Origin of the sequence: Leisingera sp. ANG1 (assembly GCF_000203975.2) — a bacterium.
Lineage (GTDB): Bacteria > Pseudomonadota > Alphaproteobacteria > Rhodobacterales > Rhodobacteraceae > Leisingera.
Map to the genome: position 1 here is coordinate 390,072 of NZ_AFCF02000009.1, position 26,959 is coordinate 417,030.

Here is a 26,959-nt window from a genome sequence, read left to right on the forward strand (position 1 = left end):
CTCCACTTTCTGACAAAAAGAGCAGTCCAGCATGATTGACCTCTCCGGCATGATTTCTGACAGCAAAACCGGACCGCTGTACCAGCAGATTGTCGCCGCGCTGCGCCGCCGGATCAGCGAGGGCAGCCTGGGTCTTGGCACCAGGCTGCCGTCCTCGCGGGCACTGGCGCAGGATCTGGGGGTTGCGCGTTCCACCGTAATGACCGCTTATGACCAATTGGTGGCCGAGGGCTTTGCCGAAACACGCCAGGGTTCCGGGATATTTGTCTGCGACGTAGCGCCGATTCGGCCGCCTGAGGCGGCGGCGCAGCCGGCCGCAGCAGTTCCGCCGCCTGTACCCGGCCTGCTTCTGCCCGGTGCGCCAGATCCTGACGTGTTTCCTACCCGCCCCTGGGCGCGCTGTGTTTCACGTGTGGCAAGAGTGGCACCGCTGAGCCTGAGCTATCAGGAGGATGCCTTTGGCGACCCGGAGCTGCGCCGGGAAATCGCCGCCTATGCGGCGCGCTGGCGGGGCATCGAATGCAGCGCGGAACAGGTGCTGGTCACCAGCGGTGCGCGCGAGGCGCTGGAACTGGCAATGGAGTTTCTGGTGGAGGGCGAGGACATCGCGCTGGAGGCTCCTGGCTTCACACCGACGCGGCGGTTTGCGCAGGCCCGCGGCTGGCGGGTGCACCGGCTGCGGGCTGGTACGCGCGGGGCCGAGGTGCCGCAGCAGATGGCCAAGGTCACGCTGCTGACCCCCTCGCATCAGTTCCCGCTGGGCGGCACCCTGCCGGTGCCGCAGCGGCAGGCCTTCCTGCAGGCGGCCAAGGCGCGCGACGGCTGGATCATCGAGGATGATTTTGACAGCGAATTCCGCTATGGCGGCCAGCCGGTGCCTGCGATGGCCGCGCTCGATGGGGAGGGGCGCTGCATTTATGTGGGCACCTTCTCCAAGACATTTTCCCATGCGCTGCGGCTGGGCTATGCGATCCTGCCGTCGGCGCTGGTGCCGCAGTTCAGGGCGCAGTTCATCCACCCGAGCGCAGGCGCTGCCATCACCGCACAGCGGCCGCTGGCGGAGTTCATGGCGTCAGGCCAGTACGACCGCCACATCCGCCGCGCCCGCAGGCTTTATGCAGAGCGCTATGCAGCGGCGGCGGAGGCGCTGGCAGAATGGCCGGAGTCACTGGGATACTTTCACCGCCACAATGCCGGGATGCAGATCGCTTTTCATCTGAAGGAGTCGCAAAACGACACGGAGATTTGCCGCCGCACGGCTGAGGCAGGATATGGCGTCCGGCCGCTGTCGCCGCATGATCCGGAATGCGCAGCTCAGGGTTTGCTGATCGGGTTCTGCCAGTCGCCAGCTGATGACCTGCCCGGCCAGGTCGCCGGCTTGCGCCGGATCGTGGAAGGCAGGCGCTAACATCGAGTAAAAAAAAGCCTCCCCGGATGGCCGGGGAGGCTTGCCTCATTCAGCGTTGATCAGGCCGGAGCCGATCAGCTGTACTTCTTGATCTCACCCGACTTCAGGCGCGCCATGTAGCTGTTCAGCTCTTTCTTGACGATCGGCATCAGGAAGTAGAGCGCGATGATGTTGACAACCGCCATGGCAAAGATTGCCGCGTCGGAGAAGTCGATCACCGGGCCGAGGTTTGCGGCTGCGCCGATCACCACGAAGATGCAGAAGATCACCTTGAACACCAGTTCGGTGGTCTGGCCTTCGCCGAACAGGAAGGTCCAGGCCTTGAGGCCATAGTAGGACCAGCTGATCATGGTGGAGAAGGCAAACAGGATCACTGCCAGCGCCAGCACGTACTGGAACCAGCCGAAGGCCGACGAGAAGGCTGCCGAGGTCAGCGCCACGCCCTTGTTGCCGTCCACGGTCTGGATGGTGCTTGCACCTTCATCCAGCAGGTAGAGGCCGGTGTTCGGATCCTGGATCAGCTGACCGGTGATGATGATTACCAGCGCGGTCATGGTGCAGATCACCACGGTGTCGATGAAGGGTTCCAGAAGCGACACGAAGCCTTCGGTGATCGGCTCCTTGGTTTTCACCGCGGAGTGGGCGATCGCTGCAGAGCCAACGCCTGCCTCGTTCGAGAAGGCCGCGCGCTTGAAGCCCTGGATCAGCGCGCCAACCATACCGCCGGCAACACCCGCACCGGTGAAGGCGCCTTCGAAGATCTGGCCGAATGCCCAGCCGATCTTGTCCGCGTTCATCGCCAGAATGACCAGCGCGGCTGCAACATACATTACACCCATGAACGGCACGACCTTTTCGGTGACGCGGGCAATGGATTTCAGGCCGCCAACGATCACGGCAAACACCACAGCAGCGAACACGACGCCGGTGATCCAGCCCGGGTAGTCGCCCACGACGCCGGAGATTTGCGCGTGCGCCTGGTTGGCCTGGAACATGTTGCCGCCACCAAAGGCGCCGAGGATGCAGAACACCGAGAACAGCACTGCCAGGAACTTGCCCATCGGCAGGCCGCGTTCGGCAAAGCCCTTGGTCATGTAGTACATCGGGCCGCCGGAGACGTGGCCGTCTTCGAACTCATTGCGGTATTTCACGCCCAGGGTGCATTCGGTGAACTTCGACGCCATGCCCATCAGGCCGGCCAGGATCATCCAGAAGGTTGCACCGGGGCCGCCGATGCCGACTGCCACCGCAACGCCGGCGATATTGCCGAGGCCGACGGTACCCGACAGCGCGGTTGCCAGCGCCTGGAAGTGGCTGACCTCACCCGCGTCGTTGGGGTCGGAGTAGTCGCCTTTGACCAGCGAAATCGAGTGTGGGAAGGCACGGAACTGGATCAGGCCGAAGTACAGTGTGAACACGGTGGCCGCGACCACCAGCCAGGCCACGATCCAGGGGAAGCTGGTGCCGGGGAACGGGCTGAAGATCAGGTTGACGAACCAGCCGGTGGAGCTGGCAAACAGCTCATTGACGCGCTCATCGACGGATTGTGCCATCGCCGGGGCGGTTGCCGCCAGCAGCAGCGGCGCAGACAGGGCTGCCGCCTTGATTGATTTCCTCATGACTGTCCTCTGAGTTTATCTTTAGGGAACGATGGTGACCGGAACCGGAGCCGCCTGGGCAAGGCTGCCCGCGACAGAGCCGAACAGCCGCGACGACAGTGCCGAATGGCCAGTGCGGCCAATGATCAGGTGGTTGGCGCCACTCTTCTTGATCACGTCGATCAGGGTTTCCGCGATATGGCCGTATTTCAGCTCAGTCGAGACGGTGACACCGTCGTCTTCGAGGCTCTTGCGCACCGGTGCCAGCAGGGCGTCCTCTGCGCGCTTCAGTTCTTCCTCGCGGCGCTTGTGGCGCTGCTCGATCTCCTCCGGGGTGAGGAAAGAATAGGGCGACCATTCCAGCACATGCGCGATCACCAGCTCTGCCCCTTGCGCTTTGGCAAGGCTGACGGCAAAAGCAAGCGCCGATTTGGCGGCCTCGCTGTCGTCATATCCAAGGACAATTTTATTCGACACTTTTTCCTCCTATCGATGGCGCATTCCTCTACGGGAGCGCCGGATCCGGGGTGTCAACGCCGGAAAACCTGCCGACGCAAGACCCATTGCCGTTCCCGCCTCAAAAAAAGGCGCAGTGCGGACAAACTGCCGCATTGAAACTGCGGCAGGTCCTTACTTATATTATATCCCTTTTTCAATATTGTCTTGCACTTACCGCATACAGCGGCATACGGCGGTGTCAAAACGGTGCCGTGCCGCAACGGCAACTCAGGCAATCACGGCGGACAGAATCCCCCTTTCCATTCGCCGCCGCCTCTGTATAAATCCCTGCCATGACCATTTGCGCAGATATCACTATTGCAGCCACCGCCGCCCGCGGTGCCGCTCTGCGCGCCCTACTGATCCTAGCCCGCCTCTGAGCGTGCCCTTCCGGCGCGCCCGCTCAGAGGATTGCCGCACGCGCGCCATAGAAGGCTTATGATGCCCCTAAGGGCTTAGGACAGAGACAAGAGATACCATCATGACAAACGCATCCCCGATTTCCGGTGACAAATCCCGTGTATTGATTTTCGATACCACCCTGCGCGACGGCGAGCAGAGCCCCGGCGCCACCATGACCCATGACGAGAAGCTGGAGATCGCCGAGCTTCTGGACGAGATGGGCGTGGACATCATCGAGGCCGGCTTCCCGATTGCTTCCGAAGGCGACTTTGCTGCCGTGTCAGAGATTGCCGAGCGCTCGAAAAATTCGATGATCTGCGGGCTCGCACGCGCCAATTTCAAGGATATCGACCGCTGCGCGGAAGCGGTGCGCAAGGCTGCGCAGCCGCGCATTCACACCTTCATCGGCACCTCGCCGCTGCACCGCGCCATCCCGAACCTGACGATGGATGAGATGGCGGACAAGATCCACGAGACCGTGACGCACGCCCGCAATCTGGTCGACAACGTGCAGTGGTCGCCGATGGATGCGACCCGGACCGAGTGGGACTACCTGTGCCGGGTGATCGAGATCGCCATCAAGGCGGGTGCGACCACCATCAACATCCCCGACACCGTCGGCTATACCGCACCTGCGGAAAGCGCCGACCTGATCAAGCGCCTGATTGAAACCGTGCCGGGCGCCGACGAGGTGGTCTTTGCCACCCATTGCCACAACGACCTCGGCATGGCGACCGCCAACGCGCTGGCAGCGGTGGCAGGCGGTGCGCGCCAGATCGAATGCACCATCAACGGCCTTGGCGAACGCGCAGGCAACACCGCGCTGGAAGAGGTGGTGATGGCGCTGAAGACGCGCAATGACATCATGCCCTGGTCCACCGGCATCGACACCACCAAGATCATGCATGTCTCGCGCCGGGTTTCGACCGTGTCCGGCTTTGTGGTGCAGCCGAACAAGGCGATCGTCGGCAAGAATGCCTTTGCCCATGAAAGCGGCATCCACCAGGACGGGATGCTGAAGAACCGCGAGAACTTCGAGATCATGCGGCCCGAGGACATCGGCCTTTCGGGCACTTCGCTGCCCCTGGGCAAGCATTCCGGCCGTGCCGCACTGCGCGACAAGCTGGAGCATCTTGGCTATGACGTGGGCGACAACCAGCTGAAGGATGTCTTTGTCCGCTTCAAGGAGCTGGCCGACCGCAAGAAAGAAGTGTTCGACGACGACCTCATCGCGCTGATGCGCATCGGCACCGACGCGGAGAACGACCACCTCAAGATTGTGTCGATGAAGGTGGTCTGCGGCACCGGCGGCCCGGCGGAATCCACCGTCGAGATGGAGATCGACGGCAAGGACGTGACCGAAACCGCCGAGGGAGACGGCCCGGTGGATGCGACCTTCAAGGCGATCCGCATGATCTATCCGAACACCGCCCGCCTGCAGCTCTACCAGGTGCATGCGGTCACCGAGGGCACCGACGCGCAGGCAACCGTCTCCGTGCGGCTGGAAGAGGACGGCAATATTGCCACCGGCGAAAGCGCCAACACCGACACGGTTGTGGCCTCGGCCAAGGCCTATGTGAACGCGCTGAACCGCCTGATCGTGCGCCGCGGCCGGGTCGGCGAAGGTGCCGACACCAAGGAGATTTCCTACAAGGATCTCGCCTGAGCCAGGCTCAATTGAAAGAGAAAGGGCGCCCGTTGCGGCGCCCTTTTTCGTTACAACTTACTCCAGCCCGGCCTTGCGCAGCCCTTCAGTGAAATGTTCTTTGTCTTCGCTGCGGCCGTAGTGCAGCCCGGCCAGCAAAGCCTCTGCCGTGGCGTCCGGCTGCATCACCCGGATTTGCGCCACGCAGTCCTGCGCCTGCTGCACATCGCCCAGCCAGCTGTGGCAGGCGGCAACCAAGGCAGTCTGCACCGCATCCATTGATGGCAGGCGTTTGAAATCTGTCAGCGCCCGCTCATACAGGCGCGCGGTGAAATGCGCCTTGCCCAGATGGCTCCAGAAGCGGACCGGAAAATGCGGGTTGAGGCGCATCGCCTTCTCGATCCATTCCGCGCCCTCCTCCGGCCTGCCTTGCCAGGTCAAAAGCTCGCCCATCTGCACCACAACCAGATCATAGTTGGGATTGAGCGCCAGGGCGCGTTCCTGATGGTACTGCGCCTGATCGAGGTTCTCTTGCAGGATGGACACCGCCGCCATCAGCCGGTGCACATCCGCATCATTGTCATCCATCGAGGCGGCTTTCTGGATCGACTCCAGCGCCAGTTGCAGCATCCCCTCAACATCATCGCACCAGCCATACCCCCAGGCCTGGCCGCGGATGCAACCGCGCCAGGCGTGGGCATGGGCAAACTCCGGGTCCAGCTCCGCCGCGCGGTCGATCAGCTTCATCGCCTCTGCATTGTCTTCAGCCGTGCTGCGGTGATGCAGCACCTTGGCCGCCAGCACGCATTCATAAGCCGCCAGGCTGGCGGGTTTCTTGCGCGAGACCTCATCCTGCTGCGCCGCTTCGATCCGGCCCGGCAGGGTGGCGACAATCGCCGATGTCACCTCGTCCTGAATCTCAAAGATATCATCCAGGGTCCGGTCGTATTTCTCTGCCCAGATGTGGGAATCATTGCAGCTGTCGATCAGCTGCACCGTGATCCGGACACGGTTGCCGCCTTTACGCACGCTGCCTTCGACGATGTAGCGGGCGCCAAGCTTCTCTGCCACTTCGCGGATGTTCACTGCCTGCCCCTTGTAGACAAATGTCGAGTTGCGGGAGATCACGAACAGCTCGTGGCGGCGGCTGAGCTCGGTCAGGATGTCCTCCGTCAGGCCGTCGGCAAAGAACTCCTGCTCCGGATCGCCGCTCATATTGGCAAAGGGCAGCACCGCGATGGAGGGTTTGACCACGGCAACCGGTTCAGCCGCACTGCTGTCCTGTTCCGGCGCGTCGGCGGCGTCTCCTTCCAAGAGCAGCCGGTAGACCCGCACCGGCTCTGCGATATTCTTGAGCTGTTGCGGCCCCAGGTCCTCAAACTGCAAGTCATCCATGCGACGGACCTGATCGAAAACCGCGGCCGAGATGCAGACGTCGCCGGTGCCGGCAAATTGCTCCAGCCGGGCCGCCACGTTGACGCCGCCGCCGTAGATATCGCCCTCGTCAAAGATGATATCGCCAAGGTTCACACCAATCCGGAACTGGATACGTTTGTCGGGCGCCACATCGGCGTTGCGGCGGCGCATCCTGTCCTGCACCTCAGCGGCGCAGGCCACTGCGTCGCAGACGCTGGGAAACTCGACCAGCATCCCGTCGCCGGTGGTCTTGATGATGGAGCCGCGGTTTTTGGAGATCGCAGGGTCAATGAGTTCGATCCGGTGGGTACGAAGACGGGCCAGCGTGCCCTGCTCGTCCACGTCCATCAGGCGGCTGTAGCCAACCATATCCGCCGCCAGCACGGCGGCCAGCCTGCGTTCCATGTAGCGCCCTCCCTGCCGGAAAGCGTAGCGGGAAAGCGCTGGATTTCAAAGCTGTTTGCAAACCCTCAGCCGCGCAGGATGCGGGCTGCCAGCGCCGGTGAGAGGCGGTGGATCAGCCGCAACAGCTTCATTTGACCCACCCAGATTTCGATTTTGCCCGCCGCGGCCCCGTTCAGCAAAGCGGCGGCGGCGGTGTTGGGGCTGATCTTGCCGCGGCCGCGTCCGTCGGTCATCTGCGTCGCCGCCAGCGCCATCACGCAGTCGGTGATTTGGACCCGCAGGCCGGCATCCTCAGCCTGATAGCGCAGGGCGCGGGTGAAGCTGCGCAGGCCGGCCTTGGAGGCGCAGTAGACCGGCGCCAGCGGTTTCGGGGCCAAGGCAAGGCCGGAGGTCACATTGACTAGGAAACTGCCCGGGGATTGAGCCAGAACCGGAAGCAGCCCGGCGGCAAGATGCATAGGGGCTGTCAGGTTCACCGCCAGTTCCTGGACGATGTCCTGGGGATCTGCCGTGCCTTTGGCAAAATCAGCGGTAATCTGAATGCCCGCGTTGTTGATCACCCCGTCCAGCCGCTGCAGCTGCAGCCCGGCAATCAGCGCAGTGCGCGCGCTGCCGTCCGTCAGGTCGCAGGCCAGCCGCTCAATACCCTCTGGCAGATCATCCAGCGCTTCGCTGCTGCAGGCCAGCGCCAGAACCTCTGCCCCCTCTGCAGCCAGCTGCAATGCCAGCGCCCGCCCGATCCCGCGGGAGGCACCGGTAACCAGGATGCGCTTGCCATCAAACCGCATGGGTGGCCTCAAAGCTGCGGAAGCCATTTTCATAGGCTGGAATGATCCCGGTTACCGTGAAGTAGCCCTCGGCGATCAGGGCAGTGTCCCGCAGCTGCTCGATGGCAAAATAGTAGGCCTCGGGCGTTTCCGCCTCGATCATCGCAACATCGCTGCAGTCCGCATGAAACGCCTCGGCATCAAAATGGCGCAGCGACAGCCCGTTTCGGGTGAAGGGCTCCAGCCCGGTTGCCGCCAGGCGCCCCCGCTCCTGCCGATTCAGGCGCAGCCAACTGGGGGAAGCGTGCAGCAGCAGGAATATGGTCATTTTCATCGGGGAACCTCCGGGATGTTGCCTTTGCCGCCAAGAATGTGAAGAATTGCTCACATTCTCAACTCGCGTTCCCGACAGGAAGTCACCCGCAATGCACAGCCCAAGAAAACAAGCCCGCCAGGCCCGTTCCCGTGCCACGCAGGAGGCAATTGTGGAGGCGGCGGCTCGCATTCTGGAAAACGCGGGGCGGGAGGGATTGACCACCAATGCGATAGCCGAGTGGGCCGGCGTCAGCATCGGGTCGCTGTATCAGTATTTTCCCAACAAGGAGGCGGTGCTGGCCGCGGTGCTGCGCAGCAAGCGGGCAGAGCTGCTGGGCTGGATGCGGGACGCCGCAAAGCGCTGCCAGAATGCGCCGCCGGAGGTTGCCTTGCGGGAACTACTGGCCGCCGGGATGCGGCACCAGTTTGAACGTCCCCGGCTGGCGATGGAGGCAGAATATGCTGAACAGCACTTGCAGCTGGCACCGGAAACCGCAGCATTGGCGCAAGAGATGGCTCAGATCGTACTGGACACCATCCGCCGGTTTTCCCCCGCCGCCGGACCGCAGGAGGCACGCGACGTGGTGGCCATTGCCAAGGGCATGATCAACTCTGCCGCTTTTGCCGGTGAGGCTGGCGGTGCCGCGCTGGTCCAGCGGGTGGAATGCGCGATCCGGGGTTACTTGCGCGAAACCGCGTCAAACAGCGCCGAAATCCGCGCGGCTTCCTCTGCCGCTCCATAGGGCGCGTTGACCACGAACATGCCGCTGCCGACCATCCGGTGTCCTTCGCGCACCGGCGGAAAGGACACCTCGTGGCGCAGCGCATCTGGCAGCCCTTGGCTTTCCAGCGCCTTCAGCATCTGCTTGTGGCTGCCGTCCCGCAGGATCGGATACCAGAGCGCGATAGCGCCGACGTTCCACTTCTTGTGCAACTGGCCGATGATGCCGGGGATGCGGGCATAGTCGGATTTGATCTCGTAGCTCGGGTCGATCAGCAACAACCCGCGGCGCGGGGTTGGCGGCGCCAGCGACATGGCCAGCTCAAACCCGTCCTGCTGATGCACCTTGGCCTTCCAAGGTTTCAGCGCAGCGCGCAGAGCGGTGTTTTCCTGCGGGTGCAGCTCGGCAAAATGCAGCGAGTCGCCCGGGCGCAGCAGCGAGGCCGCAATCAGCGGCGAGCCGGGGTAAGCGGCCGCGCCATGCGCCTTGCGGGTCTCCGACAGCGCGCGGTGCAGTGGATGGTCCGCCGCCAGCCCCTGCTCTGCCAGCACCCTGGTGATGCCCTGTTCTGCCTCGCCTGTCTTCACGGCCTCGGGCGCGTCCAGCTGATAGAGACCCCGGCCCGCGTGGGTCTCGATATAGCTGACCGGTTTGTCCTTGCGGGTGAGATAGGCCAGCATCCAGGCAAGCAGCGCGTGCTTCTGGACATCGGCCAGGTTTCCGGCGTGGTAGGTGTGCTGATATGAGAGCATGCGCCCCCTCTAGCCGCTATTTCCGAAGGGCGGAAGAGGCGGCGTACGCCCGGTAAACGGAATCTCAACCCCGCTGCGGCAGACTGCATCCCGACGAGATACCGCAGAATGCAGGTTCCCATGCCCCTCAGAATGAGCGCCCTTGCCCTGATCGTGACATTTCTGGCCCTGCTGCTGTGCAGCGCGGCCGCCGTCAGCGCGCAAGGCTATTCGCTGGTTGGCAATAATTTCTTCCTGCAAAAGGCCTCTGCCCCGATGCCCGGACCGGCACCTGCCCCTGCAGTCCAAGGCCCGGCACCGCAGGCCATTGCAAGCCTGCTGCCCGACACCCTGCCGGGCGCCGATCAGGGACGCGGGGCGGTATCGCTCAACCCCGGTGCGGCAAGCCTGTTCCGCGGCCGCAGCGGCGGCGGGCTGTTCGCCCCCATCCTCAAAGCGCCACCCAGCGTCAAGCGGCTGCTGGACCTGATTGCCAGCGCCGAAGCCGGCAAGGCGCAGTATGATGCGGTGCAGTACGGGGCCACCCGCAAGCCGCCGAAAAAACCCACAGGCATGACAATTGCCGAGATCAACGCCTGGATCGACGCCACCCCGGGACAGCCCCATGCCATCGGGCGCTATCAGTTCATCCCCGCAACGCTGCGGCGGCTGGTCAAACATCAGGGTGTGAAACCGCAGGCCCGCTTTACACCTGAGCTTCAGGATCAGCTGGCACATCAGCTGATCGAGGAAGCTGGCTATAGCGCTTTCCTGGCCGCGGAAATGCCGCGCAAGACCTTCATGCTGAACCTGGCCAAGATCTGGGCCGGGCTACCGGTCTCCAGCGGGAAATCCTATTACGAGGGTTATGCCGGCAACAGCGCCAGCCTGACCTGGGCGCATTTCAAGGCGGAGATGCAGCGGATTTTCCCGGCCTGAGCGTTGAAACTCAGGCCACTGAGGCTGCCCCTCCGGGCGCGTCTCCCCGGCCCTGCCGGAACAGCGCGTGAACGCGGCAGGCTGACGCCGCTGGATACTGGGCGGAAAGGCGCTGTTTCACCATAATACGCCCTTTCGCGGCCCTGCCGTGCCGCTTATAAGGTTTGGGAAGGCGGCTCCTGCGGGGAGTCGCCCAAGGAATATTGGCAGCACTCACAGGATCCCTTCTATATGGCGCTTTTCGGAAACTTGGGCGGTCTGTTCTCCTCGGACATGGCCATCGACCTCGGCACAGCCAACACTCTGGTCTATGTCAAGGGCCGCGGGGTGATCCTGTCCGAGCCTTCCGTGGTTGCCTATCACGTGAAGGACGGCGTCAAGAAAGTGCTGGCCGTGGGCGAAGACGCCAAGCTGATGCTGGGCCGCACACCTGGCTCGATCGAGGCGATCCGGCCGATGCGCGAAGGCGTGATTGCCGACTTCGACACCGCCGAGGAGATGATCAAGCACTTCATCCGCAAGGTGCACAAGCGCTCGACCTTCTCCAAGCCCAAGATCATCGTTTGCGTACCCCATGGCGCCACCCCGGTTGAAAAACGCGCGATCCGCCAGTCGGTGCTGTCCGCAGGCGCCCGCCGGGCCGGGCTGATTGCCGAGCCGATTGCCGCTGCCATCGGGGCCGGCATGCCGATCACCGACCCGACCGGCAACATGGTAGTCGACATCGGCGGCGGCACCACCGAGGTGGCGGTTCTGTCGCTGGGCGACATCGTTTATGCACGTTCCGTCCGCGTCGGCGGCGACCGCATGGACGAGGCGATCATCAGTTACCTGCGCCGTCAGCAGAACCTTCTGGTCGGCGAATCCACCGCTGAGCGCATCAAGACCTCCATCGGCACCGCCCGGATGCCCGACGACGGCCGCGGCCAGTCGATGCAGATCCGCGGCCGCGACCTGCTGAACGGGGTCCCGAAGGAGATCGAGATTTCCCAGGCCCAGGTGGCCGAAGCGCTGGCTGAGCCTGTGCAGCAGATTTGCGAGGCGGTGATGACCGCGCTGGAAACCACCCCGCCGGACCTTGCCGCCGACATCGTTGATCGCGGCGTCATGCTGACCGGCGGCGGTGCACTGCTGGGCGATCTGGATCTTGCCTTGCGCGAGCAGACCGGCCTGGCCGTCTCCATCGCGGACGAGAGCCTGAACTGTGTGGCGCTCGGCACCGGCAAGGCGCTGGAATTCGAAAAGCAGCTGGCGCACGCCATCGACTACGACAGCTAACGCCGCAGCCTGCCGGAATCGCACCAGCTGACAGGCCGGTTTCCGGGTAGCTGGAAGGAGAGACGTGGCCAAGGACAAGTCACAGCGCGACGATTACGCAACCCCGCTGCGGCGTCTGCTGACAGCGGTACTGTGCTTGTGCCTGGCAGTCATCTTCATCGTCTGGCGGATTGACAGCCCGCGGGTGGAACGCTTCCGCGCGCAGGTGGTCGACACCGTCGTGCCCAGCATGGACTGGGCGATGGTGCCGGTCACCGCAACCATCAATCTGATCCGCGATTTCCAAAGCTACCAGCGGCTGGCCGAACAGAACCGCGAGCTGCGCAGCGAGCTGCGGCAGATGCGGGCCTGGAAAGAGGCGGCATTGCAGCTGGAACAGGAAAACGCGCGGCTTCTGGACCTCAACAACGTGCGGCTGGATCCGCAGCTCACATACATCACCGGAGTGGTGATGGCCGACAGCGGCTCCCCGTTCCGGCAGTCGGTGCTGCTGAATGTGGGCAACCGCGACGGGGTGCATGACGGCTGGGCCGCGATGGACGGGATCGGGCTGGTGGGCCGGATCTCCGGCACCGGGCGTAACACCGCGCGGGTGATCCTGCTGACCGATGCCGCCAGCGCCGTGCCGGCCACAATCCAGCCCTCTGGCCAGACCGCGCTGGTCACCGGCGACAACAGCGCCGCGCCGGTGCTGAGCTTTTTGGAAAACGCCGACCAAGTGCGTCCCGGCGACCGGGTGATTTCCTCCGGCGACGGCTCTGTCTTTCCGGCGGGCCTGCTGATCGGCCAGGTCGCCAAGGACCGCTCCGGCCGGATGCGCGTGCGCCTGTCCGCAGACTATGGCCGGCTGGAGTTCCTGCGTGTGCTGCGCCACCACGGCACGCAAGTGATCCAGGACCCCGGCGGGCTGGTTGGCGCTGCCCCCGGCGACCCGCAGCCGCAGCCGCGGCCGGAAACCCTGGGGGAGGACAGCGCCGAAAGCACGGCTGAGGCGGGCAATGGCTAACACCTCGCCCGCCCGGATCTGGACGATGCGCGCAGCCTTTCCGGCGCTGGCGCTCTTGATCATGTTTTTCCACTTGCTGCCGCTGGAAACCGAACCGCGGTTCTGGTCACCCCCGGATCTGCTGCTGGCACTGGCCATGGCCTGGAGCCTGCGCCGCCCGGATTATGTGCCTGCGCTTTCCATCGGGCTGGTGATGCTGCTGGCGGATCTGCTGTTCCACCGCCCGCCTGGGCTGCTGGCACTGCTGACGGTGCTGGGCTGCGGCTTTCTCAAAGGCCGCGCGGCACCCCACCGCGAGAGCACTTTTGCCAGCGAGTGGCTGGCCGTTGCCCTGGTGCTGACCGGGATTGCGACGCTGAACCGGCTGATCCTGACTCTGTTCGGAGTGGAACAGGCGCAGCTGAGCCTGACGGTTATACAGGTTGTGATGACTATCGCCGCCTATCCGCTGGCGGTTTGGGCCAGCCAGTCTATTCTGGGGGTGCGCAAACTGTCCCCATCTGAAGCCGAAACCCTGGTGAACCGCTGATGAAACGCAACCCCAAGGATCTGGATGCCGCACACGGCAAGATGACCCGGCGGGCGCTGTTCCTAGGCGGGCTGCAGCTGGCCTTTGCCGGCGGGCTGGCGGCGCGGATGCGCTATCTGCAGGTGGATCAGGCCGATGAGTTCCGCCTGCTAGCCGAGGAAAATCGGATCAACATCCGTCTGCTGCCGCCGGCCCGCGGCCAGATCTTTGACCGCAACGGTCTGATCATCGCGCAGAACTCGCCCTCCTACAGGATCACCGTGGTGCCAGAGGATGCCGGCGACGTGGAGGCGGTGATTGCCAAGCTCTCCAGCCTGGTGCCGCTGGACCCGGAAGACCTGGAGCGTGCCCGCACCGAAATGCGCCGCTCGCCGCCGTTCTTGCCAATCACCCTGGCGGACCAGATCGGCTGGGAAGATATTTCCAAAGTTGCAGTGAACGCCCCTGCCCTGCCTGGTGTCACGCCGGAGGTGGGCCTGACCCGGGTCTACCCGCAGCTTGGCGACTTCGCTCATGTCATCGGTTACGTCGGGCCGGTCTCCGATTATGACCTGAGCAAAATGGAAGACCCGGAGCCGGTCCTGATGATCCCGCGCTTCCAGATCGGCAAGGTCGGCTTCGAGGCCAAGCGCGAGGATGTGCTGCGCGGTAAGGCCGGTGCCAAGCGGGTGGAGGTCAATGCCACCGGCCGGGTGATGCGCGAGCTGGACCGGCGCGAGGGGATTTCCGGCGCCGACATGCAGCTGACCATCGACGCGGAGCTGCAGAATTACGTACAGGCGCGTCTGGGCCGGGAAAGCGCAGCTGCGGTGGTGATCGACTGCGAGGATGGCGACATCCGTGCGATCTGCTCCTCGCCCAGTTTCGACCCTAACCTGTTCGTGCGCGGCATCTCGGTCGCCGATTACCGGATGCTGACTGAGGACAACTACCGCCCCCTGTCCAACAAGACGGTGCAGGGCACCTACCCGCCCGGCTCCACCTTCAAGATGATCACGGCGCTTGCGGCGCTGGAAAACGGCGTCGTCGGGCCGGAGGAAACCGTCTGGTGCCCCGGCCACCTGAAAGTTGCCGGCCGCCGCTTCCACTGCTGGAAACGGGCCGGCCACGGGCATGTGGACCTGAATACCTCGCTGAAGCGGTCCTGCGATGTCTATTACTACGACGTGGCGATTAAAACCGGCATCGACAAGATTTCCGAAATGGCCAATCTGTTCGGCCTGGGTATCAAGCACGATCTGCCGATGTCGGCGGTCGCCCAAGGCATCACACCGACCAAGGAGTGGAAATCCAGCTCCTACGGCAAGGACTGGCTGATCGGGGATACGGCAAACGCTTCGATCGGGCAGGGCTACATGCTGGCCTCGCCCCTGCAACTGGCTGTCATGTCCGCGCGGATTGCCACCGGCCGCAGCGTAACGCCGCGGCTGCTGAAGTCTCTGGACGGTGTAGAGCAGCCCAGCGGCGCGGGCGAGCCGCTGCCGGTCAGCGAAAACAGCCTGCGTATGGTGCGCCGCGGCATGTATTCGGTCAGCAACGACCGCCGCGGCACCGCCTACCGCTCGCGCATTGCCCCCAAGGAGATGGAGATGGCCGGCAAGACCGGCACCAGCCAAGTCCGCAACATCACCGCCGCCGAACGTGCCGCCGGTGTGATCCGCAATGAGGACCTGCCGTGGGAACGGCGTGACCACGCGCTGTTTGTCTGCTTTGCACCTTATGACAAGCCGAAATATGCGGTTGCCGTGGTTGTTGAACATGGCGGTGGCGGCTCCAAGGCGGCGGCACCGGTGGCGCGCGACGTGATGCTGCAGGCGCTTTACAACGGCACGCCGCCGCTGGAGGCCTACCCCAAGGCCGACCGAAGCCGCATCAAGGCGCAGCAGGAACGGCTGGAACGCGAACGCGTCAAGCGCCCGCTGGGCAGCAGGAGCAGCCGGGCATGAGCTATCTTGAGTATCACGCCAAATCGACCCCCACCGGCCTGCGCAAAGTTCTGCATCTGAACTGGGGCCTGACGCTGCTCCTGATCACCGTGTCCAGCGTCGGCTTCCTGATGCTCTATTCGGTGGCAGGCGGATCGTTCAGCCCGTGGGTGGAACCGCAGGTCAAGCGCTTTGCCCTTGGCCTGAGCGTGATGTTTGTGGTGGCGATGATCCCGATCTGGTTCTGGCGCAATATCTCAGTGTTGGCCTACCTGGGGTCGCTGGCATTGCTGGTCGCGGTGGAGCTGTTCGGAACCGTCGGAATGGGCGCGCAGCGCTGGATCGACATCGGCTTCATGCGGCTGCAGCCATCGGAGGTGACCAAGATCGCCCTGGTGATGCTGCTGGCCGCCTATTACGACTGGCTGCCTGCCGAGAAGACTTCTCGCCCCTTGTGGGTGCTTCTGCCGGTGATACTGATCCTGGTGCCGACGGCACTGGTTCTGAAGCAGCCGGACCTTGGCACCTCGATCCTGCTGATGGCCGCGGGCGGCGGCGTGATGTTCCTGGCGGGCGTGCATTGGGCCTATTTCGTGGCGGTGATTGCGGCTGGCGTGGGGCTGGTCAGCGCGGTTTTCCAAAGCCGCGGCACTGAGTGGCAGCTGCTGAAGGACTACCAGTTCCGCCGCATCGACACCTTCCTCGATCCCTCGCAGGACCCATTGGGCGCGGGCTATCACATCACCCAGTCCAAGATTGCACTGGGGTCCGGGGGCTGGTCCGGGCGTGGCTTCATGCAAGGCACCCAGTCGCGGCTGAACTTCCTGCCGGAAAAGCACACCGACTTCATCTTCACCACCCTGGCGGAGGAATTCGGCTTCATCGGCGGCGTAACCCTTCTGTCCATTTACATGCTGATCATCGTGTTCTGCATCGCCTCCGCCATCGCCGCCAAGGACCGGTTCTCTTCGCTGGTGATCATGGGAATCGCCATCACCTTCTTCCTGTTCTTTGCGGTGAACATGTCGATGGTGATGGGGCTGGCACCGGTGGTCGGGGTGCCGCTGCCGATGGTCTCTTACGGCGGCTCGGCGATGCTGGTTCTGCTGGGTGCCTTCGGCATCGTGCAAAGCGCCCATATCCACCGCCCGCGCCAGGCGTCACGTTAGATATTCAGGGAGTTTCCATGACCGCCAATATCCTGTTTGCAGGCCACCCCGACGCCTGGCCCGCCTATGAGCCGCTTTTGAAGGCAGAGCTTGCCCGGCTTGGCGTGGATTCCGATCTGCGCAATGAATTTGCGCCGGAGGAGGTGGATTACATTGTCTACGCCCCCAGCGGGCCGGTCAGCGATTTCACCCCCTTCACCCGCCTGAAAGCGGTGCTGAGCCTGTGGGCAGGTGTCGAGAAAATTGTGCCTGTTGTGCCCGCCGAACTGCCGCTCACCCGGATGGTGGACAGCGGGCTGGAGCAGGGCATGACCGAATGGGTTGTTGGCCACACCCTGCGCTACCACCTGGGCATGGACGCGCATATCCTTGGTCAGAACGGGCACTGGGAGCCCAAGGCCCCGCCGCTGGCGAAGGACCGCAGCGTGACTGTGCTAGGCCTTGGTGCGCTGGGAACTGCCTCGGCCAAAGCCTTGGCCGTACTCGGGTTCCAGGTTTCCGGCTGGAGCCGGAGCCAAAAGGATATCGCGGGCATCACCTGCCACTCCGGCGCAGAGGGGCTGAAGGCGGCACTGGCGCAGGCGGAAATTGTCATTCTGTTGCTGCCGGACACACCCGCCACAGAGAATACCCTGAACGCCGAAACTCTGGCGCTGCTGCCCAAGGGGGCCAGGATCCTCAACCCGGGCCGCGGGCCGCTGATTGATGACGATGCACTGCTGGCGGCACTGGACAGCGGCCAGGTCGGCCATGACACGCTGGACGTTTTCCGCGTCGAGCCGCTGCCGCCGGAACACCCTTATTGGGCGCATCCCAATGTGACGGTGACCCCGCATATCGCCTCGGAAACCCGCGAAAGCACCGCGGCGGAGGTGATCGCCGAAAACATCCGCCGCACCGAGGCGGGGGAACCGCTGCTGCATCTGGTCGACCGCAGCCTCGGCTACTGAACGCAAAAGAGCGGGCCAGCACCCGCTCTTTCATCCTTCCTGAAATACTCCCGCCGGAGGCAGCGCCTGTCAGGGCGCGTCGCTTACTCTGCGGCCAGACCGCGGCCTTTCAGCAGCGCCTCGACGCCCGGCAGCCGCCCGCGGAACGCGGTGTATAGCTCAGCCGGATCAACAGACCCGCCGGTGGAAAGGATATGCGCCTCCAGCGCCTTGGCACGTTCTGCATCAAAGGCCCCGCCTGCCTCCTCAAAAGCGGCAAAGGCGTCGGCGTCCATCACTTCCGACCACATGTAGCTGTAGTAGCCCGAGGAATAGCCGTCGCCGGAAAACACATGGGCAAAATGCGGCGTAGCGTGGCGCATGATGATCGCCCGCGGCATGCCGATTTCCTCCAGCACCTCGGCCTGCTTGACCATCGGGTCGGAGGGTGCCGCCCCGTCGTGGAAGGCAAGGTCGACCAGCGCGGAGGCGACGTACTCTACCGTCTGAAAGCCCATGTCGAAATTGGCCGCCCCCAGCACTTTCTCCAGCATCTGCTGCGGCATCGGTTCGCCGGTTTCCGCGTGGGTGGCAAACTCCTGCAGCACCTCCGGCACTTCCAGCCAGTGTTCATAAAGCTGGCTGGGCAGTTCGACAAAGTCACGTGCCACCGAAGTCCCGGAGATGCTCTCGTAAGTCACATTAGACAGCATCTGGTGCAGCGCGTGGCCGAACTCATGGAACAGGGTGCGGGCGTCGTCCCAGGACAAGAGTGCCGGGTCGCCCTTGGCGAAATTGCAAACGTTGATCACCACAGGTGCCTGAACATCAGGGAACTTGGCCTGCTGGCGCATGGCGGAGCACCAGGCTCCCGAGCGTTTGGAACCGCGCGCGAAATAGTCGCCGATGAACACCGCCACATGGCTCCCGTTCCGGGTCACCTCCCAGGCGCGGCAATCCGGATGGTAAAGCGGCACATCCAGCGGCGCGAACTTCAGTCCGAACAGTCTATTGGCGCAGGCAAAAGACGCCTCGATCAGCCGGTCCAGCTGCAGGTAAGGCTTCAGCGCAGCCTCATCCAGGTCATGCTCGGCCTTGCGGCGTTTCTCCGCGTAGTAGCGCCAATCCCAGGGTTCCAGATCGCCGTTTACGCCATCCGCCTGCATCATTTCAGTCAGGATCTGCGCGTCCTGATCGGCGCGCGACTTGGCCGCCTCCCAGACCTCCATCAGCAGCCCGCGCACTGCTTCCGGCGTCTTGGCCATTTCGGTTTCCAGCTTATAGGCTGCGAAGTTTTCGTAGCCCAACAGCTGCGCGCGTTCTTCCCGCAGCTGCAGGATTTCCGCTGCGATGGCGCGGTTGTCGGTCTCGCCGCCATTGGCGCCGCGGGCGGCCCAGGCGTTGAAGGCTTTTTCGCGCAAGTCGCGGCGCGGCGAAAATTGCAGGAACGGTGTGATAAGCGAACGGGACAGGGTGACCACCGGGCCGCCCTTGCCCTTTTCCTCGCCAGCCGCACGGGCCGCCTTGACCACGAAATCCGGCAAGCCTTCCAAATCCTCTTCGGACAGTTCCATGAACCACTCGCGCTCATCCGCCAGCAGGTTCTGGGTGAACTGAGTGCCCAGGGTGGCCAGCCGCCCCTTGATCTCCTGCATCCGCGTATCGGCGTCACCTTCCAGCGCCGCGCCGCCGCGGACAAAGCCGCGATGGGTCAGCATCAGCACGCGCTGCTGTTCATCGGTCAGGTCCAGCTGCTCGCGCTGGTCCCACACTGCCTTAATGCGCGCATAAAGCGCCTTGTTGGCGGTGATGGCCGAGAAATGCGCGGCAAGTTTCGGAGAGAACGCCCGCTGCAGTTCTTCCCGCTTGGGGTTGCTGTCGGCGCCGGCCACGGTGAAGAACACGCCCAGCACCTGCTCCAGCTCGCGGCAGGGTGTCTCCAGCGCCTCGATCACATTGGCAAAGCCGGGCGGCTCGGAATTGCTTGCGATGGCGTCGATCTGTGCCTTATGCGCCGCTAGCGCCTGTTCCAGCGCAGGGGCGAAATCATCATCGGAAATGCTGTTGAACGGGGCGATTTCAAACGGCGTGTCCCAGCGGGACAGAAGCGGATTGGACATATGAAAGGTCTCCTTTGCAGGTGACGCTATCGGCAAAGACAGGAGGCTGCAATTGGCCTTTCCCGGCGCAGGTCCGCTGTCTCAGCCGCCTGCGCCCTCGCCCTCCGTCAGTTCTGCTGGAATGATGCGGATGGGCACATCCGCCACATTGGCTGCCCGCGCGATGCGCCACTCAAAGCGTCCCATTTTGCCATCGGTGTCGATCAGCACCACCACCGGCTCCTTGCCGGTAATCTCTGCCGCAAACAGCGCCTGCTGGATACTGTCGAGACTGCTGCGTTTATCCAGCCCGAACTCGATGACGCGGTTCTCGTTCTCGCAATCGGTGCGGATCGAGGCGCCGCCGCCGGGATAAGTGAAATCATGCACCCGTTCCGGCTGGCCGCCGAACAGGGCACCGCAAAGGAGCGCGATGTAGTAGGCTTCGTTCACTGGCGGCGTTCAGCTTTCCGCTTTGCCGCTGCAGGCCGGGCAGCCCGCCCGCCGGGACAGGCGGATCTTGCGGGTTTCGCCATACAGCCCGTCATAGATCAGCATCTCGCCGCGCAGCACCGCCCCGGCGCCGGTGATCTGCTTGACCGCCTCCACCGCCATCATCGATCCGACCACGCCGGGCAGCGGACCGATCACCCCGGCCTCGGAGCAGCTGGGCGCAAGACCGGCTGCGGGGGCCTCAGGAAAGATGCACTGGTAACACGGGCCGTCTTCGGCCGGGTGAAACACACTCAGCTGGCCCTCCCACTGCGAAAGCGCGCCGGAGATCAGCGGCTTGCCCAGCGCCACCGCGGTGCGGTTGGCCAGATAGCGGGTTTCGAAATTGTCAGTGCCGTCGAGGATCAGATCATATTCGGCAAATAGCTCTGCTGCGACCTCCTCTGTCAGACGGCGGTTGTACGGGCGCACCTCCACGTAGGGGTTCTGCGCCTGCATCGCGGCCTGGGCCGAGAACACCTTGGGTTTGCCGATGTCCGCGTCCTGGTGGATTACCTGGCGCTGCAGGTTGGCGTTGTCGACCACGTCGTCGTCAATCACCCCGATTGTGCCCACGCCGGCAGCGGCCAGGTATTGCAGCGCAGGCGCGCCAAGCCCGCCGGCACCGATCACCAGCACCTTGGCCTTCTTCAGCTTCTTCTGCCCCGGCCCGCCCAGTTCCCGCAGAACGATGTGGCGGGCATATCGGTCAAGCTCGCTTTCGGTGAAGGTGCTGGCGGGCTGGTTCATCTTTACTTCCTGAGGCTGGGCGCGGTTTTTCAAGGCCGCCACGATACGCGCATAGAACCCCGCCACAAGGGCAAAGCCGCCGAGCAACAGCCAGGATGCCGCAGAGCCGCCAGTGCCTTCGCGCAGGGGATGCCCGTCCGGCAGGGTCAGCTGCACTGCCAGCACGGCGGTGAACAGCACCGCCAGCAGCGTGATACGCAGATTGCGCGGCAGGCCAAGGAAGCGGCCGCCCCACCAGATCAGCACAGCAAGAATGAGAATGCGCAGCATCAGCCGCGCCCGGTGGAGCCGAAGCCGCCGTCGCCCCGCTCAGTTCCTGTAAGCGCGTCCGCAACCTCGAACCGCGCTTGCAGAACCGGCGCCACCACCATCTGCGCAATACGTTCGCCGTGGTGAACCTCAAAGGGCTTCTGACCGGCATTCATCAGGATCACCCCCAAGGGCCCGCGGTAATCGCTGTCGATGGTGCCGGGCGTATTGGGCAGGGTGATGCCATGCTTCAGCGCCAGCCCGGAGCGGGGACGGACCTGCACCTCATAGCCTGCCGGGATCTCGATCCGCAGGCCGGTCGGCACCAGCGCCCGCTCGCCCGGCTGCAGCACCAGACAGCCGCGGTCCGGCAGGTTGGCGCGCACGTCGGCACCGGCAGCACCGGCAGTTTCATACGACGGCAGCGGCACATCCCGGTCTGCCCCCTCATCGTGGATCACACGGATAGTCACCATCACAGCGCCCCTGCTTCATCTTTCCAAAAATACTCAAAATCACCCGGCCAGCGCCGCCGCGATCCGTTCTGCCAGCTTGCGGGCCACTTCATCCTTGCCCATGCGCGGCCATTCTTCAGCCCCGTCATCTGAAATCAGGATCACCGCGTTTTCACTGCCGCCCATGATGCCGGTTGCGGGGGAGACGTCATTGGCCACGATCCAGTCGCAGCCCTTGCGCTTGCGTTTGGCGGTTGCGTTCTCGATAACGTCGTTGGTTTCCGCCGCAAATCCGACCACCAGCCCGGGGCGGCCTTGCTTCATCTGCGAGACGGTTTTTAGAATGTCGGGGTTTTCAGCGAACTCCAGCACCGGCAAACCATCATTGGATTTCTTCAGCTTCCGGTCAGAGGCGCTGGCCACCCGCCAGTCCGCCACCGCGGCGGCAAAGACACCAGCGTCGGCGGGCAGTGCCTGCTGCACGGCGGCTTCCATCTCACGGGCGCTTTCCACCGGCACCACTTGCACGCCCTCGGGCGGGCGCACCTCTGCGGGGCCCGTGACAAACACGACCTCCGCCCCCAAGTCGCGCAGAGCACGGGCCACCGCTGCCCCCTGCGCCCCGGAGGAGCGGTTGGCGATATAGCGCACCGGGTCGATCGGCTCATGCGTCGGTCCGGAGGTCACCAGGATGCGCTTCCCCTTCAGCGGTCCATCCGCAAGCTTGGCGGCAATAGCGGCCAGGATTTCCTCCGGCTCCGCCATCCGGCCGGGGCCGAATTCACCGCAGGCCATACTGCCCTCATTGGGGCCAACAAAGGACACGCCATCCTCTTTCAGGGTTTCAAGGTTGCGCTGCGTGGCCGGATGCTCCCACATGCGGACGTTCATCGCAGGCGCCAGCAGCACCGGCGTGTCGGTCGCCAGAAGCAGAGTCGAGGCAAGGTCATTGGCAAAACCTTGCGCCATCTTCGCCATCAGATCGGCGGTGGCCGGCGCCACAACTAGCAAATCGGCGCTGCGCGACAGTTGGATATGGCCCATCTCAGCTTCTGCCGTCAGGTCGAACAGCTCCTGATGCACCGCAGTCCCGGCCAAGGCCGAAACCGAAAGCGGCGTCACGAACTCCGCGCCCGCCTTGGTCAGCACCGGCGTCACCCGGGCGCCATGATCCTGCAGGCGCCGGATCAGCTCCAGCGACTTATAGGCCGCAATGCCGCCGCCGATGATCAATAGAATATGTTTGCCAGCCAGCATTTGCGCATCCTCGCCCGGTTTCCCGCGACCTTACTGCGGCGCGGCAAAAGTGTGAAGCTGTCAGCCGTCCTCGCGGAACGCAAGGCAGGGATCGGGGCGTTCGACCGCAGGGGCATCCAGTATCAAGTCAAATTGCCCGCCGATTTGCCCGTCCTCAGACTGGCCCAGGCTGCGGATAACGGCCTCCGGGCGGGCCTTTGCCAGATAGACCGCCAGCCCCCTGTCCATGCGGGCATGGCCGTTGCCGGTGATGACAGCAACCGGGCCTCCAGTCTCTGCCAGAGCCTTGTCTGCAGCCGCCGCAAGCGCAGCATCGCGCAAGCGCTGGAAGCCCACCAGCACCGGCAGCATTTCTTCTGGCATGGCGTTGCAGTGATTGATCTGCTGATCCGTCTCCCGCGCTGCCTGTTCCGCTTCCGGCAGCGGCTGGTCCAATCCGAAACGCGCGGAAGCGTCAGCACCGAAATAGTCCGCTATCCCGTCACTCATGACTGCAGGGGCGTTTTCCCTCGGCACCAATGCGCCATACTGGCGTGCACCCTTGGCTGCCGCAAAGACCGGGGCATACAGGCCGAACTCCGGCCAGCCACTTGCCGCCCAGTTCAGCGCTTTGGCCGTTTGCTCTGCATCACCGAGACCTCCGGTTTCCAGCCTTTCAGCCTGTTCCGCGGTGATCATCTCCCAGACCACGGCCTTAGGCTCCAGAACAGCCAGCAGCTCAGCTTGCCGCTGGTGGTGCACAGGATTGTCGTGCACCTCGCCCAGGATCACGACATCCGCCCCCCTTAGCACTTCAACTGCGCCGGCAAGCTCTTCTGCGCGGGCACCCATCACGCCAAGCGCCGCCAGAACGGCGGCGCTTGCAATCATTTTCAGGCCAGTTAAGCGCTTTCTCATGAAAGCAGTTTGTGCACCTCGCGCGATTGGCCTTCAAGGCATTTGCGCATTTTCTGGAACGCGCCGGCCTCCAGCTGGCGCACCCGCTCCTTGGACAGGCCAAGCTCTGTGCCCAGGCTTTCCAGCGTGCGGGGCTGTTCGCGCAGCTTGCGTTCGGTGATGATGAACCGCTCACGCTCATTCAGTGCCTGCAGCGCAGAGACCAGCCATTTGCGCAGCTGACGGCGGTCATGCCGCTCCTGCACCAGTTCCTCGGCCTGCGAGGTTTCATCCTCCAGCGCATCAATCCATTCGCGCCCCTCATCCTCCGCCGACTGGATCGCGTTGAGCGAGAAGTCGGCGCCGGACAGGCGGCCTTCCATCATCTCGACATCGCGCAGCGGCACCCCGATTTCTGTTGCGATTTTCTGGTGCAGTTGATGCCGGTCCAGCCGCACGCCCGACACACGTGCCTCGCGTTCGAACTGCGCCTGCACCCGGCGCATGTTGAAGAACAGCGATTTCTGCGACGAGGTGGAGCCGGTGCGCACCATCGACCAGTTACGCATCACATAATCCTGGATCGACGCCTTGATCCACCAGACCGCATAGGTCGAGAACCGCACTCCGCGGTCCGGGTCGAATTTGTCCGCTGCTTTCATCAGACCCAGGCCTGCTTCCTGAATCAGGTCGTTCATCGGCGCCCCGTACCGCTTGAACTTGGCCGCCATGGAAATTGCCAGGCGCATATAGGCGTTGATAAGCCGGTGCAGCGATTGCACGTCGCGGTCATCCCGCCAGGCATATGCCAGGCGCCGCTCGGTCTCTGCATCCAGCAGTTCCGCCTTCATTGCCTGTCTCGGCAATGGGTTTTCAAGTGTTTGATCAAGTGCCATTGTGATTTCCCCCCGGAAACTAATTAACAAACTGCCGCCTGGGGGCGTGCATGGAACAATCGGGGGCCCGGTTTTAGGCCGGCAGCAACAGCGCACTGGATGCGACTCTCGGCTCATCCAAAGGCCAAAACGGAAAAGTTAAATTGTATTTTGGCCCCTGCGCAGACTTTCCCGGCCTAAATAAGTGGAACCCCGGGACGCTGCGGTCTCTTGTCTTCACCGGGCCCTGCAGTTACCCACAGGAACGGCTTCGGACTCATAGGTTAGCAAAAAATGCCGTTAAATGTAACTTTTATTCTGGGGGGCGCTGCCTCAGGCAAATCGGCATTTGCCGAACAGCTGTGCGCAAACACCGGAAAAGACAAAGTTTACTGGGCAACTGCACAAATTTTTGACACTGAAATGCGCGAAAAAGTGTCCCGACACCTCGAACAAAGAGGTTCCGGCTGGGCGACTATTGAAGAACCGGAAACAGCCGCGCAGGTCCTGGATCCCCTCAACAGCCGCCAGGTTTGCCTGATGGATTGCGCGACCATGTGGCTGACAAACCATTTGCTGGCAGAGCACGACCTGAACGCGGCAACCGAAGAATTGCTGGCCGCCATCAGCCGCTGCCAGGCCGATCTGGTAATTGTCTCCAATGAAACCGGGCTGGGCATCGTGCCGGAAAACAATCTGGCGCGCCGCTTCCGCGAAGCCCAGGGAAGGCTCAATATTGCTCTGGCGGCACGGGCGGATACCGTTGTTCAGGTCACGGCCGGGCTGCCCCTGGTGCTGAAAGGGGCGCTGTGATCACCCGCCTGTTTCTGGTGCGGCATGGTCCGACTCACGCGAAGTGCATGGTCGGCTGGTCCGACCTGCCCGCCGACTTGTCCGATTCGGCAGCGCTGAAGCGCCTGTCAGCGTATCTGCCTGCGGATGCTCTGGTGGTGTCCTCCGATCTTTCCCGAGCGGTTGAGACAGCCTCCGCCATCCAGGGCAGCCGGGAACGCCTGCCCCACGCCGAGGCCCTGCGCGAAATCCATTTCGGCGCCTGGGAACTGCGCACCTGGGCCGAAGTGGACGCCGAAGACCCTGAGCGCATCCGCGCTTATTGGGAAACCCCGGGCGACGTCACCCCGCCCGGCGGTGAAAGCTGGCACCAGGTCTGCAACCGGGTGAACGCGGCGATTGACGCACTGATCGGCGTACACCGGGGCCGCGACCTGATCGTGGTCGGCCATTTCGGCCAGATCCTGACCCAAATCCAGCGGGCGGAAATGCTGACGGCGGAGGAGGCCTTTGCCCACCGGATCGACAACCTGTCGGTCAGCGAAGTCTCCCTCGGGCCAGATGGCTGGAAGGCCGGAAGTATCAATCACCTGCCGTGACGGGCACCATCACAAACATTCCATTTTGAAATGTGCGGACCCGCGCTAGCCTCCTGCCATGGCTTATGAAATCTATATTGGCGACCGCATGTATTCCAGCTGGTCATTGCGCGGCTGGCTCATGCTCGAGAAATTCTCCCTGCTCCATACAGTGCATATGGTGGGGCTTTATTCCGGAACCATGGCGCAGGAAATGGCGCATCTGGCGCCGGCGCGGCTGGTGCCCGCGCTGCACACGCCGGAGGGCATGGTGGTTGGCGAAAGCCTGGCCATTGCCGAAACCCTGGCCGAACGCCACCCGGACGCCGGGCTGTGGCCGTCCGATCCTGCACAGCGGGCCACAGCGCGCTGGCTGGCAGCGGAAATGGTTGGCGGCTTCTCGGCCTTGCGCGGCGAATGCCCGATGCAGCTGGCCCATATCTATGAAGGCTTCGAGGTGTCGCGCAGCGTAAAAGCCGACCTGGACCGGATCGAGGCGCTGTTTGCCCATGCCCGCAAGGTTTCCGGCCACAGCAGCGGTTATCTGTTCGGAGACTATTCTCTGGCAGATGTTTTCTACACCCCGGTTGCAGCCCGGATCGTGGGATATGGCCTGCCGGTTTCCGCGGAAACCCGCACCTATTGCAAACTGCTGCTGTCAGACCCGGCAGTCCTGCGCTGGCAGGAACAGGCGCATGAGGTCAGCTATGACCCGGAACCCTATGCGATGGACCTGCCAAAGCGGCCCTGGTCGCTGGACTGAGCCCGCGGCCTGCGCGAATTCTTCGTGAATTCGCGGCTGCCCGGCGAACACGTTAACCAATCGGAAACCACGATTGCCAAGCATCTCTCCC

Annotated in this window: 26 protein-coding genes; 13 read left to right on the forward strand and 13 right to left on the reverse strand. The window is 63.6% G+C overall.

Translation table 11 applies throughout. From position 1 onward, the window contains the following. Positions 1–31: 31 nt before the first annotated feature. A complete protein-coding gene (gene pdxR / locus GC1_RS18125) occupies positions 32–1,408 on the forward strand; it encodes a MocR-like pyridoxine biosynthesis transcription factor PdxR (RefSeq protein ID WP_019297731.1) in 1,377 nt (458 codons plus the stop codon). Between the two features lie 74 nt (positions 1,409–1,482). On the opposite strand, the gene GC1_RS18130 is transcribed toward pdxR, so the two are convergent. Then, complete coding sequence (locus GC1_RS18130; RefSeq protein ID WP_019297730.1) at positions 1,483–3,027, reverse strand: alanine/glycine:cation symporter family protein; 1,545 nt, start codon at positions 3,025–3,027, stop codon at positions 1,483–1,485. 21 nt (positions 3,028–3,048) lie between these two features. Beyond that, a complete protein-coding gene (locus GC1_RS18135) occupies positions 3,049–3,483 on the reverse strand; it encodes a universal stress protein (RefSeq protein ID WP_019297729.1) in 435 nt (144 codons plus the stop codon). 502 nt (positions 3,484–3,985) lie between these two features. Between GC1_RS18135 and GC1_RS18140 the strand changes: the two genes are divergently transcribed. After that, entirely contained in the window at positions 3,986–5,572 is a 1,587-nt protein-coding gene (locus GC1_RS18140; protein ID WP_019297728.1) for a 2-isopropylmalate synthase, read from the forward strand. Between the two features lie 57 nt (positions 5,573–5,629). On the opposite strand, the gene GC1_RS18145 is transcribed toward GC1_RS18140, so the two are convergent. The 3 genes from GC1_RS18145 to GC1_RS18155 form a co-directional block, all read right to left on the reverse strand. Further along, positions 5,630–7,372, reverse strand: a complete 1,743-nt coding sequence (locus tag GC1_RS18145) for an adenylate/guanylate cyclase domain-containing protein (protein WP_019297727.1) — start codon at positions 7,370–7,372, stop codon at positions 5,630–5,632. 65 nt (positions 7,373–7,437) lie between these two features. Further along, on the reverse strand, positions 7,438–8,160 hold the full coding sequence (locus tag GC1_RS18150; protein ID WP_019297726.1) for an SDR family NAD(P)-dependent oxidoreductase: 723 nt from the start codon (positions 8,158–8,160) through the stop codon (positions 7,438–7,440). Further along, a complete protein-coding gene (locus GC1_RS18155; protein WP_019297725.1) occupies positions 8,150–8,473 on the reverse strand; it encodes a darcynin family protein in 324 nt (107 codons plus the stop codon). Before GC1_RS18155 ends, GC1_RS18150 begins: the two co-directional genes overlap by 11 nt. A 91-nt stretch (positions 8,474–8,564) precedes the next feature. On the opposite strand from GC1_RS18155, the gene GC1_RS18160 reads away from it, so the two are divergent. Next, on the forward strand, positions 8,565–9,197 hold the full coding sequence (locus GC1_RS18160; protein ID WP_162183422.1) for a TetR/AcrR family transcriptional regulator: 633 nt from the start codon (positions 8,565–8,567) through the stop codon (positions 9,195–9,197). Here GC1_RS18160 and GC1_RS18165 read toward each other — a convergent pair. Beyond that, positions 9,134–9,928, reverse strand: coding sequence for a 23S rRNA (adenine(2030)-N(6))-methyltransferase RlmJ (locus GC1_RS18165; RefSeq protein WP_019297723.1), 795 nt, complete (start codon positions 9,926–9,928; stop codon positions 9,134–9,136). The two genes, GC1_RS18160 and GC1_RS18165, sit on opposite strands and share 64 nt — an antisense overlap. 132 nt (positions 9,929–10,060) lie before the next feature. Here GC1_RS18165 and GC1_RS18170 point away from each other — a divergent pair, with 132 nt between their 5' ends. From GC1_RS18170 to GC1_RS18200, 7 genes are all read left to right on the forward strand, one after another. Next, entirely contained in the window at positions 10,061–10,846 is a 786-nt protein-coding gene (locus tag GC1_RS18170; RefSeq protein ID WP_019297722.1) for a hypothetical protein, read from the forward strand. Between the two features lie 231 nt (positions 10,847–11,077). Further along, positions 11,078–12,124 (forward strand): rod shape-determining protein, encoded by a 1,047-nt coding sequence (locus GC1_RS18175; protein WP_019297721.1) that lies wholly within the window; start codon positions 11,078–11,080, stop codon positions 12,122–12,124. A 64-nt stretch (positions 12,125–12,188) separates the two neighbouring features. Beyond that, positions 12,189–13,130, forward strand: coding sequence for a rod shape-determining protein MreC (mreC, locus tag GC1_RS18180; RefSeq protein WP_019297720.1), 942 nt, complete (start codon positions 12,189–12,191; stop codon positions 13,128–13,130). Further along, positions 13,123–13,659, forward strand: a complete 537-nt coding sequence (locus GC1_RS18185) for a hypothetical protein (protein WP_019297719.1) — start codon at positions 13,123–13,125, stop codon at positions 13,657–13,659. The genes mreC and GC1_RS18185 overlap by 8 nt, the downstream gene beginning before the upstream one ends. Next, positions 13,659–15,605, forward strand: coding sequence for a penicillin-binding protein 2 (gene mrdA, locus GC1_RS18190; RefSeq protein WP_019297718.1), 1,947 nt, complete (start codon positions 13,659–13,661; stop codon positions 15,603–15,605). The genes GC1_RS18185 and mrdA overlap by 1 nt, the downstream gene beginning before the upstream one ends. Beyond that, on the forward strand, positions 15,602–16,753 hold the full coding sequence (gene rodA, locus GC1_RS18195) for a rod shape-determining protein RodA (RefSeq protein ID WP_019297717.1): 1,152 nt from the start codon (positions 15,602–15,604) through the stop codon (positions 16,751–16,753). The genes mrdA and rodA overlap by 4 nt, the downstream gene beginning before the upstream one ends. A gap of 17 nt (positions 16,754–16,770) precedes the next feature. Next, complete coding sequence (locus GC1_RS18200) at positions 16,771–17,703, forward strand: 2-hydroxyacid dehydrogenase (protein ID WP_039498764.1); 933 nt, start codon at positions 16,771–16,773, stop codon at positions 17,701–17,703. Between the two features lie 83 nt (positions 17,704–17,786). On the opposite strand, the gene GC1_RS18205 is transcribed toward GC1_RS18200, so the two are convergent. From GC1_RS18205 to GC1_RS18235, 7 genes are all read right to left on the reverse strand, one after another. Further along, positions 17,787–19,802: a M3 family metallopeptidase gene (locus GC1_RS18205; protein ID WP_019297715.1), complete on the reverse strand. Its 2,016-nt coding sequence runs from the start codon at positions 19,800–19,802 to the stop codon at positions 17,787–17,789. An 81-nt stretch (positions 19,803–19,883) separates the two neighbouring features. Beyond that, complete coding sequence (locus tag GC1_RS18210) at positions 19,884–20,234, reverse strand: hypothetical protein (RefSeq protein ID WP_019297714.1); 351 nt, start codon at positions 20,232–20,234, stop codon at positions 19,884–19,886. A 9-nt stretch (positions 20,235–20,243) separates the two neighbouring features. Next, positions 20,244–21,293 carry a HesA/MoeB/ThiF family protein gene (locus GC1_RS18215; protein ID WP_019297713.1) on the reverse strand — a complete coding sequence of 350 codons (1,050 nt, stop codon included), beginning with the start codon at positions 21,291–21,293 and terminating at the stop codon, positions 20,244–20,246. Continuing rightward, positions 21,293–21,748, reverse strand: coding sequence for a dUTP diphosphatase (gene dut, locus GC1_RS18220; protein ID WP_019297712.1), 456 nt, complete (start codon positions 21,746–21,748; stop codon positions 21,293–21,295). The genes GC1_RS18215 and dut overlap by 1 nt, the downstream gene beginning before the upstream one ends. A 39-nt stretch (positions 21,749–21,787) precedes the next feature. Continuing rightward, positions 21,788–22,984, reverse strand: coding sequence for a bifunctional phosphopantothenoylcysteine decarboxylase/phosphopantothenate--cysteine ligase CoaBC (gene coaBC, locus GC1_RS18225; protein WP_019297711.1), 1,197 nt, complete (start codon positions 22,982–22,984; stop codon positions 21,788–21,790). Positions 22,985–23,044: 60 nt separating this feature from the next. Next, positions 23,045–23,854: a ChaN family lipoprotein gene (locus GC1_RS18230; protein ID WP_019297710.1), complete on the reverse strand. Its 810-nt coding sequence runs from the start codon at positions 23,852–23,854 to the stop codon at positions 23,045–23,047. A gap of 23 nt (positions 23,855–23,877) precedes the next feature. After that, the gene (locus tag GC1_RS18235; RefSeq protein ID WP_029204974.1) at positions 23,878–24,756 is read right to left on the reverse strand and encodes an RNA polymerase factor sigma-32; all 879 of its coding nucleotides are present in this window, start codon (positions 24,754–24,756) and stop codon (positions 23,878–23,880) included. A gap of 273 nt (positions 24,757–25,029) precedes the next feature. On the opposite strand from GC1_RS18235, the gene cobU reads away from it, so the two are divergent. From cobU to GC1_RS18250, 3 genes are read left to right on the forward strand one after another with little or no spacing between them, the layout of a single operon-like run. After that, positions 25,030–25,548 (forward strand): bifunctional adenosylcobinamide kinase/adenosylcobinamide-phosphate guanylyltransferase, encoded by a 519-nt coding sequence (gene cobU, locus GC1_RS18240; RefSeq protein WP_019297708.1) that lies wholly within the window; start codon positions 25,030–25,032, stop codon positions 25,546–25,548. Continuing rightward, complete coding sequence (locus GC1_RS18245) at positions 25,545–26,126, forward strand: histidine phosphatase family protein (protein ID WP_019297707.1); 582 nt, start codon at positions 25,545–25,547, stop codon at positions 26,124–26,126. Before cobU ends, GC1_RS18245 begins: the two co-directional genes overlap by 4 nt. 58 nt (positions 26,127–26,184) lie before the next feature. Continuing rightward, the gene (locus GC1_RS18250; RefSeq protein WP_019297706.1) at positions 26,185–26,868 is read left to right on the forward strand and encodes a glutathione S-transferase; all 684 of its coding nucleotides are present in this window, start codon (positions 26,185–26,187) and stop codon (positions 26,866–26,868) included. Positions 26,869–26,959: the final 91 nt, after the last annotated feature.

Excerpts from the sequence above, each read along its gene's own strand:
- GC1_RS18140 (WP_019297728.1), top strand. The coding sequence starts at position 3,986 with ATGACAAACGCATCCCCGATTTCCGGTGACAAATCCCGTGTATTGATT.
- rodA (WP_019297717.1), top strand. The coding sequence starts at position 15,602 with ATGAGCTATCTTGAGTATCACGCCAAATCGACCCCCACCGGCCTGCGC.
- GC1_RS18165 (WP_019297723.1), bottom strand. The coding sequence starts at position 9,928 with ATGCTCTCATATCAGCACACCTACCACGCCGGAAACCTGGCCGATGTC.
- GC1_RS18235 (WP_029204974.1), bottom strand. The coding sequence starts at position 24,756 with ATGGCACTTGATCAAACACTTGAAAACCCATTGCCGAGACAGGCAATG.
- cobU (WP_019297708.1), top strand. The coding sequence starts at position 25,030 with ATGCCGTTAAATGTAACTTTTATTCTGGGGGGCGCTGCCTCAGGCAAA.
- GC1_RS18205 (WP_019297715.1), bottom strand. The coding sequence starts at position 19,802 with ATGTCCAATCCGCTTCTGTCCCGCTGGGACACGCCGTTTGAAATCGCC.
- mrdA (WP_019297718.1), top strand. The coding sequence starts at position 13,659 with ATGAAACGCAACCCCAAGGATCTGGATGCCGCACACGGCAAGATGACC.
- pdxR (WP_019297731.1), top strand. The coding sequence starts at position 32 with ATGATTGACCTCTCCGGCATGATTTCTGACAGCAAAACCGGACCGCTG.
- GC1_RS18185 (WP_019297719.1), top strand. The coding sequence starts at position 13,123 with ATGGCTAACACCTCGCCCGCCCGGATCTGGACGATGCGCGCAGCCTTT.
- GC1_RS18175 (WP_019297721.1), top strand. The coding sequence starts at position 11,078 with ATGGCGCTTTTCGGAAACTTGGGCGGTCTGTTCTCCTCGGACATGGCC.
- GC1_RS18230 (WP_019297710.1), bottom strand. The coding sequence starts at position 23,854 with ATGATTGCAAGCGCCGCCGTTCTGGCGGCGCTTGGCGTGATGGGTGCC.
- GC1_RS18170 (WP_019297722.1), top strand. The coding sequence starts at position 10,061 with ATGAGCGCCCTTGCCCTGATCGTGACATTTCTGGCCCTGCTGCTGTGC.
- coaBC (WP_019297711.1), bottom strand. The coding sequence starts at position 22,984 with ATGCTGGCTGGCAAACATATTCTATTGATCATCGGCGGCGGCATTGCG.
- GC1_RS18250 (WP_019297706.1), top strand. The coding sequence starts at position 26,185 with ATGGCTTATGAAATCTATATTGGCGACCGCATGTATTCCAGCTGGTCA.
- GC1_RS18150 (WP_019297726.1), bottom strand. The coding sequence starts at position 8,160 with ATGCGGTTTGATGGCAAGCGCATCCTGGTTACCGGTGCCTCCCGCGGG.
- GC1_RS18200 (WP_039498764.1), top strand. The coding sequence starts at position 16,771 with ATGACCGCCAATATCCTGTTTGCAGGCCACCCCGACGCCTGGCCCGCC.
- GC1_RS18155 (WP_019297725.1), bottom strand. The coding sequence starts at position 8,473 with ATGAAAATGACCATATTCCTGCTGCTGCACGCTTCCCCCAGTTGGCTG.
- dut (WP_019297712.1), bottom strand. The coding sequence starts at position 21,748 with ATGGTGACTATCCGTGTGATCCACGATGAGGGGGCAGACCGGGATGTG.
- GC1_RS18160 (WP_162183422.1), top strand. The coding sequence starts at position 8,565 with ATGCACAGCCCAAGAAAACAAGCCCGCCAGGCCCGTTCCCGTGCCACG.
- GC1_RS18145 (WP_019297727.1), bottom strand. The coding sequence starts at position 7,372 with ATGGAACGCAGGCTGGCCGCCGTGCTGGCGGCGGATATGGTTGGCTAC.
- GC1_RS18215 (WP_019297713.1), bottom strand. The coding sequence starts at position 21,293 with ATGCTGCGCATTCTCATTCTTGCTGTGCTGATCTGGTGGGGCGGCCGC.
- GC1_RS18130 (WP_019297730.1), bottom strand. The coding sequence starts at position 3,027 with ATGAGGAAATCAATCAAGGCGGCAGCCCTGTCTGCGCCGCTGCTGCTG.